This window comes from Flavobacterium nitrogenifigens, assembly GCF_003254565.1.
Taxonomy (GTDB): Bacteria; Bacteroidota; Bacteroidia; order Flavobacteriales; family Flavobacteriaceae; genus Flavobacterium; species Flavobacterium nitrogenifigens.
Window position 1 is genome coordinate 1 of the sequence record NZ_QJRI01000163.1, and the last position, 15019, is coordinate 15019.

13 protein-coding genes and 2 tRNA genes are annotated in these 15019 nt (G+C 32.7%); 10 read left to right on the forward strand and 5 right to left on the reverse strand.

The genetic code is table 11. The features are described from left to right. The first annotated feature begins 133 nt into the window (after positions 1-133). The 4 genes from DM397_RS04030 to DM397_RS04045 all read left to right on the forward strand — a co-directional run bounded on the left by DM397_RS04030 (position 134) and on the right by DM397_RS04045 (position 1304). Positions 134-206: transfer RNA gene (locus DM397_RS04030), tRNA-Phe, on the forward strand. Between the two features lie 6 nt (positions 207-212). Continuing rightward, a tRNA-Leu gene (locus tag DM397_RS04035) sits at positions 213-298 on the forward strand. Positions 299-404: 106 nt separating this feature from the next. After that, the gene (locus DM397_RS04040; RefSeq protein ID WP_111376313.1) at positions 405-857 is read left to right on the forward strand and encodes a DUF1569 domain-containing protein; all 453 of its coding nucleotides are present in this window, start codon (positions 405-407) and stop codon (positions 855-857) included. A 12-nt stretch (positions 858-869) separates the two neighbouring features. Beyond that, positions 870-1304: a nuclear transport factor 2 family protein gene (locus tag DM397_RS04045; protein WP_111376314.1), complete on the forward strand. Its 435-nt coding sequence runs from the start codon at positions 870-872 to the stop codon at positions 1302-1304. Here DM397_RS04045 and DM397_RS04050 read toward each other — a convergent pair whose 3' ends face one another. Together DM397_RS04050 and DM397_RS04055 are read right to left on the reverse strand one after the other, a co-directional pair. After that, entirely contained in the window at positions 1305-1949 is a 645-nt protein-coding gene (locus DM397_RS04050; RefSeq protein ID WP_111376315.1) for an endonuclease III domain-containing protein, read from the reverse strand. 48 nt (positions 1950-1997) lie between these two features. After that, complete coding sequence (locus tag DM397_RS04055) at positions 1998-2864, reverse strand: alpha/beta hydrolase (RefSeq protein WP_111376316.1); 867 nt, start codon at positions 2862-2864, stop codon at positions 1998-2000. Between the two features lie 116 nt (positions 2865-2980). Between DM397_RS04055 and DM397_RS04060 the strand changes: the two genes are divergently transcribed. The 6 genes from DM397_RS04060 to DM397_RS04085 all read left to right on the forward strand — a co-directional run bounded on the left by DM397_RS04060 (position 2981) and on the right by DM397_RS04085 (position 12611). Next, complete coding sequence (locus tag DM397_RS04060) at positions 2981-4408, forward strand: glycogen synthase (RefSeq protein WP_111376317.1); 1428 nt, start codon at positions 2981-2983, stop codon at positions 4406-4408. Beyond that, positions 4398-5678 (forward strand): glucose-1-phosphate adenylyltransferase, encoded by a 1281-nt coding sequence (locus tag DM397_RS04065; protein WP_111376318.1) that lies wholly within the window; start codon positions 4398-4400, stop codon positions 5676-5678. The genes DM397_RS04060 and DM397_RS04065 overlap by 11 nt, the downstream gene beginning before the upstream one ends. Before the next feature lie 68 nt (positions 5679-5746). Then, positions 5747-7654, forward strand: coding sequence for a 1,4-alpha-glucan branching protein GlgB (glgB, locus tag DM397_RS04070; protein ID WP_111376319.1), 1908 nt, complete (start codon positions 5747-5749; stop codon positions 7652-7654). 187 nt (positions 7655-7841) lie between these two features. Beyond that, positions 7842-10241, forward strand: coding sequence for a glycoside hydrolase family 31 protein (locus tag DM397_RS04075; protein ID WP_111376320.1), 2400 nt, complete (start codon positions 7842-7844; stop codon positions 10239-10241). An 84-nt stretch (positions 10242-10325) separates the two neighbouring features. Continuing rightward, the gene (locus DM397_RS04080) at positions 10326-11135 is read left to right on the forward strand and encodes a M48 family metallopeptidase (RefSeq protein ID WP_111376321.1); all 810 of its coding nucleotides are present in this window, start codon (positions 10326-10328) and stop codon (positions 11133-11135) included. 150 nt (positions 11136-11285) lie between these two features. After that, the gene (locus DM397_RS04085) at positions 11286-12611 is read left to right on the forward strand and encodes an MFS transporter (protein WP_111376322.1); all 1326 of its coding nucleotides are present in this window, start codon (positions 11286-11288) and stop codon (positions 12609-12611) included. Positions 12612-12699: 88 nt separating this feature from the next. On the opposite strand, the gene DM397_RS04090 is transcribed toward DM397_RS04085, so the two are convergent. From DM397_RS04090 to DM397_RS04100, 3 genes are read right to left on the reverse strand one after another with little or no spacing between them, the layout of a single operon-like run. Beyond that, positions 12700-13422 (reverse strand): head GIN domain-containing protein, encoded by a 723-nt coding sequence (locus tag DM397_RS04090; RefSeq protein ID WP_111376323.1) that lies wholly within the window; start codon positions 13420-13422, stop codon positions 12700-12702. A 19-nt stretch (positions 13423-13441) separates the two neighbouring features. Beyond that, positions 13442-14500: a hypothetical protein gene (locus tag DM397_RS04095; protein WP_111376324.1), complete on the reverse strand. Its 1059-nt coding sequence runs from the start codon at positions 14498-14500 to the stop codon at positions 13442-13444. Next, positions 14484-15017, reverse strand: coding sequence for an anti-sigma factor (locus DM397_RS04100; RefSeq protein ID WP_111376325.1), 534 nt, complete (start codon positions 15015-15017; stop codon positions 14484-14486). The genes DM397_RS04095 and DM397_RS04100 overlap by 17 nt, the downstream gene beginning before the upstream one ends. Positions 15018-15019: the final 2 nt, after the last annotated feature.

The window sequence follows — 15019 nt, forward strand, 5'->3', positions numbered from 1 at the left end:
AAGTTAAGCCCGCCTGCGCAGATGGTACTGCATCATTGTGGGAGAGTATGTCGTCGCCTTTCTTTTGAAAACCCTGTTTACATTAACGGGGTTTTTTATTCTAATCTTCACTTATAGAAATATAAGTGATAATGGTACCTTAGCTCAGATGGTAGAGCAATGGACTGAAAATCCATGTGTCCCTGGTTCGATCCCTGGAGGTACCACATAATGCTCGGATGGTGAAATTGGTAGACACGCTGGACTTAAAATCCAGTGAACAGCAATGTTCGTGCGGGTTCAAGTCCCGCTCTGAGTACTAAAACTTCAATTAGCTTTTGCTAATTGAAGTTTTTTTTTGGATTAAATTGAGAGCAGCCTCTAAATTTTATATTTTTACTTTGTTATTATAATATTTGTAAACTATGCAAAATGTTTTTCTGAAAGAAGATTGTGATCAATTTGTAAATAGAGCGAATCAGCTTAAATCTGATTCAAGACCACTTTGGGGTAAGATGTCTGTTGATCAAATGTTAGCTCATTGCAATGTAACGTATGAAATGGTTTATGATAATATTCATCCTAAACCAAATGTTGTTATGAAACTTCTTTTAAAACTATTGGCTAAGAATAAAGTAGTAAGCGAATCTCCTTATCCAAGAAATCTTAGTACGGCTCCGCAATTTATTATTAAAGGAGATCGTGATTTTGATCTGGAAAAAAGCAGATTGATTTCTTATATTCAAAAAACGCAAGAATTAGGAGAAAAAGAATTTGAAGGGAAAGAATCTCTTTCATTTGGTAAACTATCATCTAAAGAGTGGAATAATATGTTTGCAAAACATCTGGATCATCATTTTTCTCAATTTGGTGTTTAATATCTAAGAGTTATGAGGACTTACGTAATTATTTTATTTCTTCTTTTTGGATTATCATGTAATGCTCAAAAACAAGAAATTCAGAAATGTATTGAATCTTTTTTTGATGGATTTCATCAGAGAGACTCTGCAAAGATCAAATTAGTTTGTGGAGATAAAATAATTTTGCAATCCATTAGCGAAAGCACTGTAAAAGGGAATAAATTGTCTAATGAAAGCGCAAAAGAATTTTATAAATCTATTGCTTCAATTCCTGTAAGCATGAAATTTCAAGAGAAGATTTTAAGCTATAATATTCAGATTGATGGGAGTATGGCACATGTTTGGACTCCATATGAATTTTATATCAATGATAAATTAAGTCATACAGGAGTGAATGCCTTCACATTATTTAAAGAAAAAGATTCTTGGAAGATTATTTATTTAATTGATACTAGAAGGAAGTAGTTAGATTACTTCTGTATTATAATAAAGACAAATATCTGCTAAAAGACATTCAATACATTTCGGTTTTGGTCTGCAGGTCTCTCTTCCCAAAAAAGAAATTGCCATTCCTATTTCCGACCAAATATTCTTAGGAAGAATTTGCATTAAATCTTTTTCTACCTTATTTCCATCTTTACTTTCTTTTATAATTCCGATTCTCGGTGCAACACGAATAACGTGTAAGTCAGCAATAATTCCTTCTGCGGGTTTATTTGTTTCTCTTAGTATAACATTCGCAGATTTTCTTCCAACGCCTTTTAGCGCTGTCAAACCTGACATTGTTAAAGGAATATTTGCATCTTCTTTAATAGTTTTTGCTATATCTAGAATCCATTGTGCTTTTGTGGTATAATTTCGAACTTTAGTAATGTGTGATGTAAAAGTTTCTATATCTGTTTGCGATATACTTTTTAATGTTGGATATTTTTCGAATAGTTTTGGTGCTATTGTATTTATATTGGCGTCAGAATCTTGCGCAGAGAGAATAACCATCACTAATAATTGATAAGTATTTTGATATTCAAGCGGATGCTTCTTGCCTTTGTATTTTCTTAAAATAGGCTTCAATTTAGCTTCCCAATCTTCATCTTCACTAAATAGATTCATTTGGCTGAAATTTAAGATGTTGATAATTAGTTTTTTATATGAATAAATTTAAGCATTTTTAATAAAATCTAAAATCTTTTTAATAACATTCTGATTTCCTAAGATTTTTCGGTGTCCAAGTCCTTCAGTTAAAAACAAAGTGCCATCTTTAAGATTTTCATGAATATGTATTCCTGCTTTAACTGAAACTTCAGGATCGTCTTTATCATGCATAACCAAAACGGGGATTTCTACTTTCTGAGCAGCTTTATAAGCTGAAAAATCATCCATTTTAACTTGGTACATACTTTCAAAATAATCTCTTAGATGTATGCTAATTTCTTTCTTCAATCCTAATTTAAATATAAATTCATCTAAAATATCCTGAACTATATCACCACTTCCTATTATTACTGCTTTTTCTACTTTAAGTCCGTCTTTGATAGAGTTAAGGACAGACATTCCGCCTAAAGAATGTCCTATTGCAATTTCAAAAGGACCAAATTGTTTTTCTATTTCTAATATAGAAGCTATAAATTCAGACATTATTGTGGTTTGTCCTTTTGATTTTCCATGAGCAGGCGCATCAAAGCTAATTGTAGAATAGCCATTTGCTAGTAGTTCATCAGCAATCTTAAAAAGTTGAGTTCCTCTTCCTGACCAGCCGTGAACCAGTAATACTTTTCGTTGGCTTTTACCATATATATAAGTGACTACACTTTTGTCAATAGCAGGAACATAAACTAATTTTTGCTGACTTTGCGAATCCATTTCCAACTCGCGTTTTGGAACTTTATGCTTTATTGGACTTGTAAAAATTTTTGCGGCAAATTTTGTAACTAATTTTGTTGATATAAAAGCACAAATTTTCGCAGAAATTATAATAATCTTCGGAATTTTTAATGATTTAGTAGGATTAATTGCCTTTTTTGCCATTTCAATAAAACTGATTTAAAAGAAGGATTTTGCTTGTTTTTTTGCTAAATTTAAAAAGCATAAAAATAGCATTTAAATGATTGCTTCTTATCTATAATCATAAATTAATTTCTTGAATGGAAATATTTCATATTAGTGCAGAATGTTATCCTGTGGCAAAGGTTGGAGGCTTGGGAGATGTAGTTGGTGCATTGCCTAAATATCAGCAATCTTCAGGACATGATGTTAGAGTTGTAATTCCTTGTTATGACACAAAGTTTAAACGTGAAAATGATTTTGAATGTGTTCATTGGGGAACAGTTAAATTAGGAAATTTTCATTTTCCGTTTAGCGTCTTAAAGGAAACCACTGATAAATTAGGATATGAACTGTACCTAATAGAAATTGATGAATTATTTAATCGTCCGAATGTTTATGGGTACGAAGATGATATAGAAAGATTCTTATCTTTTCAAATTGCAACACTCGATTGGATTATAGCACGAAATAAAATTCCAGATATTATCAATTGCCATGATCACCATACTGGAGTTATTCCATTTTTGCTTCAATTTGCTTATAAATATGAGAATTTAAAAGATGTGAAAACTGCCATAACAATTCATAATGGTTTGTATCAAGGATGGTTTGGTTTTGATAAGCTGTATTATCTGCCAGAATTTGATTTGAGGCATGTTGGATTTTTAGAATGGAATAATTCGATAAATTCTTTGGCAGTAGGTATCAAATGTGCGAACGCAGTAACTACCGTTTCTCCAAGTTATTTAAATGAAATTAATATTTCTGCCAATGGTTTAGAATCTTTGTTTAATTCTGTACGAAACAAATCACGAGGAATTTTAAACGGAATTGATATTGAAGTTTGGAATCCGATGAAAGATCAAATGATTGCAGAAAATTACTCGATTGAAGATTTTGAAGTAGGAAAAAAGAAAAATAAAGAAAAACTGTGTGAAGAATTTGATTTAGATCCTTCAAAACCACTGTTTAGCTTTATTGGTAGATTGTTTGAGGAAAAAGGAGGAGACTTGCTTCCGCATGCTTCTGCTTTGGTTTTGTCAGAACATTTCGAAGAAATTAATATTTTGGTTTTAGGCTCTGGAAATGCTGAAATTGAATCACAGTTGACTCAGTTAAGGAATGATTATAAAGGAAATTACAATGTTTTTATAGGTTATAATGAAGAATTAGCACATTTGATTTATGCGGGTTCAGATTATATTTTAATGCCTTCAAGGGTAGAGCCATGCGGATTAAATCAGATGTATGCGATGAGATACGGAACAATTCCGATTGTTAGAAGAACGGGAGGATTGAGAGATACGGTTATTGATTTTGGAGATGAAGGAAACGGAGTTTGTCATGATCAAGCTTCTGTGGCTGATATATGCTATTCAATAAATCGTGCGGTTAGGTTGTATGAGGATAAAATAAATTTCAATAAAGTTTTAAAAAGAGGAATGTCAGCAGATCATTCCTGGGAAAGAGTTTGCCAAGAATATATCGAAATATACAACTTAATAATTCAGCAAGATGAAATTTAAAAAGAAAAATGTAGTCGCCATTATTTTAGGAGGTGGACAAGGTTCACGTTTATTTCCATTGACAGAAACAAGATCAAAACCGGCGGTTCCGATTGGTGGAAAGTATCGTTTGGTTGATATCCCTATTTCGAATTGTATCAATTCTGATATTTTTAAAATATTTGTCTTGACACAATTTAATTCGGCATCTCTAAATGCTCACATTAAAAACACTTTTAATTTTAGTATTTTCAGCCAGTCTTTTGTTGATATTTTAGCTGCTGAACAAACTCCTGATAATCCAACTTGGTTTCAAGGTACGGCCGATGCTGTAAGGCAATGTATGTCTCATTTTTTGAAACACGATTTCGATCATGCTTTAATTCTTTCTGGGGATCAATTGTATCAAATGGATTTTAATGAAATGCTGGAAGCGCACATTGCTGCAGATGCCGAAATTTCTATTGCAACTTTACCTGTAAATGCTAAGGATGCGCCAGAATTTGGAATTCTTAAAACCGATCACGAGAATAATATTCATGCTTTTATAGAAAAACCGCATGCTTCGTTATTGCCAGAATGGGAATCTGAAGTGAGTGAGCAAATGCAGGAAAAAGGCAAAAAATATCTGGCTTCGATGGGAATTTATATTTTCAATAAGTCATTGCTGGAAGAATTGATGGCTGACCAAGAAACCAAAGATTTTGGTAAAGAAATTATTCCGCAATCTGTTGGAAAACATAAAATATTAAGTTATCAATATGAAGGATATTGGACTGATATCGGAAATATTGAATCGTTTTTTGAAGCTAATATTGGTCTAACAGCAGATATTCCGGAGTTTAATTTATTTGATAATGAGAATAAAATTTTTACAAGACCGAGATTACTGCCACCATCTAAATTTAGAAATTCAATTATCAACCAATCTTTGATATCAGAAGGTTGTATTATCAATGCAAAAGAAATAAAAAGTTCGGTTATTGGAATTCGTTCAAGAATTGGAGAAGGAACTGTTTTAGAAAATTGCTATGTTATGGGGAACGATTTTTATCAAGATCTTGATGAAATGAACCATGAAAGCAGTATTAATAAAATTCATGTCGGAATTGGCGAAAACTGCTTTATAAATAACGCTTTGATTGATAAAAATGTGCGTATTGGAAACAATGTTCATATTAGCGGAGGCAAACATTTGGACAATTTTACGAATGAATTGTACAGCATAAAAGATGGAATCGTAGTTATTAAAAAAGGAGTTACTCTTTCTGATAATTTTAGAATTGAATAAAACCTGAAAAAACAATATAAAAAATCTCTATTCCAAAATCCAAATTCCAATCGCCATAAAAACCAAATATGACAAAAGTAATCGCACATTCTCTTTTTACTGATTTTGATATAGATTTATTCAAAGCGGGCAAACACTTCAGATTATATGAAAAATTAGGAGCTCACTTAATTGAGGTGAATGGAGTTAAAGGCGTTTATTTTGCTGTTTGGGCTCCAACGGCTCAGTCTGTTTCTGTAGTTGGCGATTTCAATTATTGGACACAGGGCGAACATAATTTAAATGTACGCTGGGATTCTTCGGGAATTTGGGAAGGATTTATTCCTGATATTTCGAAAGGAGCGCTTTATAAGTATAAAATTCAATCCAATATCAATGGTGTAATTACCGAAAAAGCCGATCCCTTTGCTCGTTATTGCGAAAAACCTCCTCACACAGCCTCTGTAGTTTGGGATTTGGATTATAAGTGGAAAGATCAAAATTGGATGCAGAAGCGTCAGGAATATAATGCATTAGATAAACCATATTCAGTTTATGAAGTGCATTTAGGATCTTGGAAAAGAGCAGAACATAATCGGTTTTTGACTTATTTGGAACTTGCAGATGATTTAGTCAAATATGTAAAAGAAACTGGTTTTACACATGTTGAGTTCATGCCTGTTATGGAATATCCGTACGATCCTTCTTGGGGATATCAATTAACGGGTTATTTTGCACCGACTTCACGCTTTGGCAAACCACAGGATTTTATGGTTTTGGTGGATCGATTGCATCAGGAAGGAATTGGAGTAATTTTAGATTGGGTTCCGTCTCATTTTCCAGATGACGCGCACGGTTTAGGTTTTTTTGATGGTTCTCATTTGTATGAACATCCTGATCGCAGAAAAGGATATCACCCAGATTGGAAGAGCTTGGTTTTTAATTATGGAAGAAATGAGGTTCGTGCTTTTCTAATTAGTAACGCTGTTTTTTGGCTTCAAAATTATCATATAGACGGACTTCGAGTCGATGCTGTAGCGTCTATGCTTTATTTGGATTATTCTAGAAAAGATGGCGAATGGGAAGCTAATATTTTTGGAGGAAGAGAAAATTTGGACTCAATTAGTTTTCTTAAAGAATTTAATGAAGTAATTTACTCTAATTTTGATGGAGTTCAGACTATTGCAGAAGAAAGTACTTCGTTTCCTATGGTTTCAAGACCCACTTCTGTAGGTGGTTTAGGTTTTGGAATGAAATGGATGATGGGATGGATGCACGACACTCTTAAATATTTTCAAAAAGAGACGGTCTATAGGAAATACCATCAGAATGAATTGACTTTTTCGATGACTTATGCCTTTACTGAGAATTTCATGCTTCCGTTTTCGCATGATGAAGTGGTGTATGGAAAAAATTCGCTTATTTATAAAATGCCTGGCGACGAATGGCAGCGTTTTGCAAATTTGAGATTGTTGTACGGTTATATGTTTACACATCCAGGAACAAAACTTTTGTTTATGGGAGCCGAATTTGGTCAAACTTCTGAATGGAATTTTGAACAAAGTTTAGACTGGCATTTGTTGCAATATGACTTTCATTCTGGAATAAAAAGATTGATTACAGATTTGAATCAATTGTATAAGTCTCAACCTGCCTTGTATGAAAAGCAATTTAGAGGTGATGGTTTTGAATGGATTAATTATTCAGATCATCAAAATGCGATTTTATCTTACATCCGAAAAGGAAATAATCCTGATGAGAATTTAATTGTGGTCTGTAATTTTACTCAAGTTGTTCGAGAGAATTACAGAATAGGAATTCCTAAAAAAGGAAAATTGCAAGAGATTTTTAATAGTGATGCTGTAATTTATGGTGGAGGCGGTGTCGGAAATTCTAAAGCATTAAAAACTGAAACAATTGCTTATGATGGGAGAGATTTTTCTGCGGCATTAATTTTACCGCCTTTAAGTGTTACTGTATATTCTTTGGTTGAATAAAAAATCTTGAAGTGAGATTTTGTCATTATATCGTTTCAAAATTGTCAAATTGCTGATTTTTTCTTTTGTAATTTGAAACTCATTCAGAAAAAACGTTTTCGTTAATAAACCTTTTATTCATAGGGTGTTACGAACTTTTTTTGTATGTTTGAATAGGAGGAAAATATTAAATTAATTCATTCGAGATATGATTACAAACACATCATTAGAATACAAAGGCGATTTATACCCATCAAAAATTGTCTCTTATGAACATGAAGGAGATTCTATTTTCTTTAACACGGATAACAAAGTAATTTTAAAAGTTACTATTCTTCGAGATAGTTTAATTCGATTTCGTTTTACTACAAAAGGCTATTTCAGTAACGACTTCTCATACGCTATTGATAAAACGCAGCTTCACGGTTATAATTTTTTGGAACTTACTGAAGAAGAAACGTATTTCCAAATTAGAACAAGCAAAGTAAAATGTAAAATCCAAAAAGCAGATCTTCGTCTCTCCATTTATGATTTAAACGATTTTTTAATTCTAGAAGATGAGCTTGGTTTTCATTGGGAAGAAAGCTACGAATATGGCGGAAATATTGTAAAAATGAGCAAATACTCTAAAGATGGTGAATGTTATTACGGTCTTGGAGATAAAGCCACTCAAATGAATCTTAAGGGCAAGAGAGTAGAAAATTTTGCTACAGACCAATATGCTTACCAAAAAGATCAGGAGCCTTTATATAAAGTGGTTCCGTTTTACATTGGCTTGCACAACAAACAGTCTTACGGAATATTTTTTGACAATACTTTTAGAACTTTCTTCGATTTTTGTCAGGAGAGAAGAAATATTACCAGTTTTTGGGCTGAAGGTGGCGAAATGAACTATTATTTCATTTATGGCCCGCAAATGCAAGATGTTGTAACTACTTATACCGATTTAACAGGAAAACCAGAATTGCCACCACTTTGGGTTTTAGGCTATCATCAATGCAAATGGAGTTATTATCCAGAAAGTAAAGTAAAAGAAATCACCTCAAAATTCAGGGAACTTCAAATTCCGTGTGATGCCATTTATTTAGATATTGATTATATGGATGGTTTTCGATGTTTTACTTGGAATAAAAACTATTTTCCAGATCCAAAAAAAATGGTCGCTGAATTAGCCGAGGATGGTTTTAAAACCGTTGTAATCATCGATCCAGGAATTAAAATTGACAAAGATTACTGGGTTTACAAGGAAGCTTTAGAAAAAGATTATTTCTGTAAAAGAGCCGACGGACCTTATATGAAAGGAAAAGTTTGGCCAGGGGAATGTAATTTTCCTGATTATACAAATCCTGCAGTTAGAGAATGGTGGGCTGGTTTATTTAAAGAATTAGTTTCAGAAATTGGCGTAAAAGGAGTTTGGAATGATATGAATGAACCTGCAGTAATGGAAGTTCCAAATAAAACATTTCCGATGGACGTTCGCCACTTTTACGATGGAAATCCTTGCAGTCATAGAAAAGCACATAATATTTACGGAACGCAAATGGCAAGGGCAACGTATCATGGTGTGAAACGATTTGCTTATCCGAAACGTCCATTTGTAATTACAAGATCGGCTTATTCTGGAGCGCAGCGATATACTTCTTCTTGGACAGGAGATAATGTGGCTACTTGGGAACATTTATGGATTGCAAACATACAAGTGCAGAGAATGTCTATTTCCGGAATGGGATTCACAGGTTCTGACATCGGAGGATTTGCAGAACAGCCTTCAGGCGAGTTATATGCACGTTGGATTCAGTTAGGCGTTTTTCATCCGTTTTGTAGAACACATTCTTCTGGAGATCATGGAAATCAGGAACCGTGGTCATTTGATGAAGAAGTAATTAATATCACTAGAAAATTTGTTAGCCTTCGTTATCAATTATTACCTTATTTATATACCATGTTTTGGCAATATATTGAAGAAGGAGTTCCGATGTTAAAACCACTAGTTTATTTTGATCAGGACGATACGCAGACCCATTATCGAAACGATGAATTTATCTTTGGAAACCAAATTTTGGTCTGCCCAATACTTGAACCTAACGCTGTAGGTAGACGTATGTATATTCCTAGAGGAGAATGGTATAACTACTGGACAAATGAGCTTTTTATTGGAGGAAGAGAAATCTGGATTGATAGTAAATTTGATGAGATTCCGGTTTTTGTAAAAGCGGGTGCTATTATTCCTAAGTATCCGGTTCAGCAATATGTAGGCGAATTAGAATTTGATGAACTGACACTTGACGTTTACTATAAAAATGGCAAAGAGCAATCGGCGGTTTATGAAGATGCCCAAGACGGTTATGATTATAAAAAAGGGCGTTACAGCTATTTGTCACTTAGAAATATAGGAAAAGAAAAAGAGCTTATTATTCAGCTTCACAAAGAAGGGAAATATGAAACTCCTTATTCTAAATATAAAATCAATTTAATTGGACTTCCATTTAAAGTTACAGAAATTGAAATTGACAATGAAAAAATTGAATTTGATAAAATTAATTTTGATTTAAATCATTTCTTGATTGTTGATAAAGAGTTTAATGAGTTGCATATTATTGGAGACTAGTTAAATTTTGATATTTTTTTGCCGTAATGTATAAAACATTTTATCTTTTTTAATCGTATTTTTGTTACTAAAATAGCTCAAATTATGAAAAAGTATGTGTTTTTAGGGGTTTTTGGAGCACTTATGATGGGGTGTGCAACAAATCCGATTACTGGGAAACAAAACTTGAATTTTGTTTCGAATAGCGAATTATTTCCATCTTCTTTTCAGCAATATAGCCAGTTTTTAACTGAGAACAAAGTTATTACGGGAACAGCAGATGCAAAACTTGTAGAAACTGTAGGATTTAAGATTAAAGCTGCTGTAGAAAAATATTTAAATTATTTAGGTCAGACGCAATACTTAAAAGATTATCGCTGGGAATATAAATTGGTCGATAATAAGGAAGTAAATGCTTGGTGTCTTCCAGGAGGTAAAATTGTAGTGTATTCTGGAATTTTGCCCATTACGCAAAATGAATCTGGTTTGGCAACGGTAATGGGGCACGAAGTTTCTCATGCTTTAGCAAATCACGGTGCGCAAAGAATGTCTGCCGCACAATTGCAACAAATTGGTGGAGCAGCACTAGGAGCAGCAACAAGCGGAAAATCTGAAGCAACACAGCAGATATTTGCACAAGCTTACGGAATTGGTTCTGAGGTTGGAGTTATGCTCCCATTTAGCAGAAGCAATGAAAGTGAAGCCGACAAAATCGGTTTGACTTTGATGGCAATTGCAGGTTACAATCCAGATGATGCTGTTGCTTTCTGGAGCAGAATGGCGGCTAAATCTGGAGGGACTTCTACACCAGAATTTATGAGTACACACCCTTCTGATGCTACAAGGATTGCTAATATTAAAGCCTTAATTCCAGAAGCAAAAGCTATTGCGCTTAAAGTTGGAACGATAAAGTAATACATGAAAAATATATTTAAAAGCTATTCTTTGGAGTAGCTTTTTTTGTTTTAGTACACTTCATGATTTAATAATGTACGATTTGAATAAATTCTATTTGTTTATCGTAAAAAATGGATAAATTCGTAGCCTATTAACAAAACCATTTCTATGAAAAACCTACAAAAAGGAGATAAGAAGCTTTTAAATGCTTGGGCATTTTATGACTGGGCCAATTCAGTTTACACACTTACAATCGCTTCGGCAGTATTTCCAATTTTTTATGAAGCGTTATTCAGCGATCGTGATCATTATATCGATGTTTTTGGAATGCATCTTAAAAACTCTGCCTTAATTAGTTTTATTACCGCTGCGGCGTTTTTAGTAGTTTCTTTTATTTCTCCTTTATTGTCTGGAATTGCCGATTATGTGGGGAATAAAAAATCGTTTATGAAGTTTTTCTGTTACATGGGAGCTTTATCATGTATGGGATTATATTGGTTTGATCTTGAAAATATTTATGTCGGATTAGCATTCTATTTCCTTGGATTATTAGGGTACTGGGGGAGTTTGGTTTTTTATAATTCTTATCTGCCAGATATTGCTTTTGAGGAGCAGCAAGACAGAATTAGTGCAAAAGGATATTCTTTAGGTTATATAGGAAGTGTTATTTTGTTAATCATAAATTTAGCAATGATAATGAAACCAAAAATCTTCGGAATATCAGGAACTGAAGGGGAAGCTGCAATGAAAGCAATGCGCTATTCTTTTGTAATGGTTGGAGTTTGGTGGATTTTATTCAGTCAATACACTTATTATTATTTGCCAAAAGGAAGTAAAGAAACAGGGCAGAAGCTAACAAAATCTGTAATTTTTAATGGCTTTAAAGAATTAAAAAAGGTTTGGGGACTATTACAAGATAATATTCCTTTAAGACGTTATTTGGGCGGATTTTTTGTTTCTAGTATGGCTGTTCAGACTGTAATGCTTGTAGCAACTTATTTTGGAGCTCAAGAAATTCAATGGGAAACCAAAGAGCAAAGCACAATTGGCTTGATTATTTGTATTTTAATAATTCAATTAGTAGCTGTTGTGGGTGCGGTTTTAACTTCTAGAGCTTCTGAAAAGTTTGGCAACGTTCCAACTTTGATTTTTATCAACGCGATTTGGGCAGTTTTCTGTGCTTTAGCTTACTTTATAACATTACCAACGCATTTTTATGTAATGGCTACAGTGGCTGGATTTGTAATGGGAGGAATTCAAGCATTATCTCGTTCAACCTATTCTAAGTTATTGCCAGAAACAGAAGATACGGCATCATTTTTTAGTTTTTATGATGTAGCAGAAAAAATCGGAATTGTAATTGGAATGTGTGTTTACGGAATTATCGATCAGATTACGGGAAGTCCGCGTGCGGCGATTGTAATCTTGGCAATATTCTTTATTACATCAATATTTTTATTGAGAAGAGTGCATAAAAAAGACGTTTCAAATTAATTGAAACGTCTTTAATAATAATATCACAAATTGCAATTAATTATTGATTGATGATAGTTATGTAATTTGCGATATTTTATTTAACTAATTAACCTTTGTAGATTTTTCCAGAACCAGAAACTTTTACATCTCTTTTCTCTGGATTTCCTAAATATTTAATATTTCCAGAACCAGAAACTCTTCCAGTAATACTTGTTTCGCAGGTTACTACGCTATTTCCAGAACCAGAAACAGTTACATCTACAGCTTGCGATTTTAAATTAGATGCATTAACATTTCCTGATCCAGATATTTTGCTTGTAAAAGAATCTGCTTTTCCTTTTAAAACAATATCGCCAGAACCGCTTAGGGCTAAATCAAAATTTCTAGAATCAACATCTAAGTCAAAATTTCCTGATCCTGAAAGTTTTGCTGAAAAACTATCGCTGTTGATTTTGTTTTTACTTTTTACATCGCCAGATCCAGATAAAGTAACTGCCGATATTTTTTCGAATGGAACTGTCACTTCTATCTTTTTGCCCATGCTGGTGCGTAGTTGTATTCCTTTCTCTACATAAACTTTCAATTCGTTTCCTTCAACTTCAACTTTGATTTTAGATAATAAATTTTCTTCTCCTTTAAGGGTGATTTTTCCTTCTTTTCCGGCTACTAAATCTACATCAAAGAATCCAGAGATTCTTATACCGTCATAGTCTCCAGTTGTTCTTGTTTCGGTAGTGATATTACCATTTCCGCTTATTTTTGTTTGCGCATTAGAATTTACGGTAATTAAAAACAAGCTTAATACTGTAAGTAAAATTGACTTTTTCATTGTTTTGATTTTTAGATGATTAATTTTTTGTTAGTGAAATATTTCCATAGTTCGAATTGATATTGATTTTATTCTGGCCTTTTTTCTTGTAAAATCCTGCGATTCTTTTGCTGTTACTTTTGACTTCAGAAACAGAAACTTCTAAAGAATTGTCATGTTTGATATTTGAATATTTTGCTGAAATATCAAAATCAAAAGCGTAGTTTGGAACATAACCGATTGTAATGTCTGTATATCCTGAGTTTATGCTAATATTTCCAGCTTTTTCAGTCACAGTTCCGATACTGATTTTACTGTAATTGGTGTCATAACTAAAGTTGCTTGATACTTCTCCAATAATAAAAGTCATGTAATTTCCAGAACCACTTAAAGAATTGATTTTTTGAAATTTAAACGTGCCATAATTACAGTCAGCTTTAATATTTTGACCGTCATTTAGATTAACATCTGTATAGTTCGCATTGATATTAAGATTTCCAGAATCATTAATTTTCAATCCAGAATATCTAGCGTCGATATTTCCTGCTTTTATGTAATCAATACTTGAATTTTGGCAATATTGAATTGATATTTGATTATTAGTTCCGTTTAATTTTCCCAAAGTAACTTTTCCGTATTTGCATTCAATATCTGTAGAAGATTCTGCACTTGGAATAGAAATATTTCCGTATTTATTGGCTAGTTTAATTGTTCCGTTTTTTGGAATTTTAATCACATAGTTGATCTCAAAACTATTATTGCTTCCTTTACTCTTAACATTAGAACTTCCTAGCGATGTTACAGCTGTTACCAAACTTTTAAGAGCAGTGATATTTACATCAATGTTGTTCAAGCGTTCATTTACCCAATTTTCATTTGGTCCATTCACTTTAATCGTAATGTCAAGATCAATTTTATCTTCATCCCAAGTTGTTACAGTGATGCTTCCGTATTTGTTGTCAATATCGATTCCAGCGTTCGAATTTACGATATAGGTTTTTTTAATGTTTTTTTGTTTCGTTATATAAGTGTCATCATTTGAAAATCCTAAGAAAGGAATCAAAAGAAGTAAGATTAGTAAATTATAGTGTTTTTTCATTAGAGGTGTTTTTTAGTTTTTCATTGTCTTCAATTCTTTTCAAAACGGTTTGTAAAAAAGAAATACGCGTTTGGAGATTGCTGATCATCGCATAAATAATCTGTTTGTTTTCTCCATTTTTTTGCAATTCATTGATGATTTTTTGATAATCAGCATCGAAAGTTTTCATCTGTTTCATTGCATCATCAATAATCTGCTGATTTTCTGGCGAATTTTTCTCTTTCAGTTTAACCAGTTCATTATCAATTAGAATATTAAAAATAGAATCGGTACGTTTAGTTTCTTTAGAGGCAAATTTGAATTCTTTTGGTTTTTCATTTTTATAAAAAAGAGAGACTCCAAGCATCAATACAATCGAAGCGGCAATAGCAGTTACGAACCAATATCGTTTCTTAGGCTCTTTTTTGTTTAGTTTTTGAAGAAAATCCATCTGATGATCCGGATTTAACTCCTGAATATCCCATTGGTTTTCAAATCTGTTAAATAATTCTTCTAAGTTGTCTTTTTCATTTTTCATAA